General features: G+C 67.9%; 1 protein-coding gene. It reads right to left on the bottom strand.

The window, feature by feature from the left end; genetic code table 11:
* Positions 1–21 precede the first annotated feature (21 nt).
* On the bottom strand, positions 22–1084 hold a 1063-nt coding region (locus ACFPIH_RS56265; protein WP_385879452.1), incomplete at its 5' end, for an ABC transporter permease.

Genomic DNA, 1084 nt, shown 5'->3' with positions numbered 1-1084 from the left:
TGCTGGTGGTCATGGGGTCGGTCACCTCCGGGTCGCCGTGCGCTGGACCCACAGATTGATCAGGACGGCGCCCAGGAGCATGACGCCGAGGAAGGCCTTGAACCAGTCGGGGTTCCAGCCGGCGTAGACGATGCCCTGCTGGACCATGCCGAACATGAACGCCCCGAACACCGGGCCGATCGCCGAGCCGTAACCGCCGGTCAGCAGACAGCCGCCGATCACCGCCGCGGCGATGTAGATCAGCTCCTGGCCGACGCCCTCGCCGGACTGGACGGTGTTGAAGGAGAAGAGCTGGTGCATGCCGACGAACCAGGCGCCGAAGCCGACCAGCATGAAGAGGGAGATCTTGGTGAACGTCACGGGCACGCCGACCGCCCGTGCCGAGTCCTTGTTCCCGCCGACGGCGAAGATCCAGTTGCCGTACTTCGTCCGGATCAGCACCCAGGTCGCCAGCGCCGCGAAGACCAGCCACCACACCACGGTGATCTTCACCTGGACCCCGCCGACGTCGAACGACGACGCGAAGACCTTCTTGGCCTGGCCGAAGCCGTCCATGTCGCTGATGTCGTCGGTGGCGACGTTCTCGGTGACCAGCTTGGTCACCGCCAGGTTGACGCCCTGGAGGATCAGGAACGTGCCCAGGGTGACCAGGAAGCTCGGCAGACCGGTCTTCACCAGCATCCAGCCGTTGAAGAAGCCGACCGCAAGAGAGACAAGGAGCGCGACGACCACGCCGACCCAGACGTTCATGCTCAGTTGGTAGCTGAGCATGGCCGCGGTGAGCGCCGAGGTGATCACGGCGACGCCCGCCGAGAGGTCGAACTCGCCGCCGATCATCAGCAGGGCGACCGGCAGGGCCATGATCCCGATGGTCGACGACTGGTAGAGGATGTTCGCCATCGCGCTGGCCTCGCGCACCGGCGGGGCCGCGATCAGGAAGAACACGTACACCGCAGCCGCGCCGAGGAACACACCCACCTCGGGGCGGGCCAGCAGGCGCAGCGCCGGCGGGCGTTGCGCGGTCCGGCCGTCGGTCTTCCGCGGGCCGGGGGCCGGCGGTGTGGTCACCGCCGGCTCGGCGTGC

Source organism: Streptomyces vulcanius (assembly GCF_042653945.1).
GTDB lineage: Bacteria > Actinomycetota > Actinomycetes > Streptomycetales > Streptomycetaceae > Streptomyces > Streptomyces mangrovi.
The sequence above is the reverse complement of the archived record's forward strand: the minus strand, read 5'-3'. Positions and strand labels throughout refer to the sequence as shown.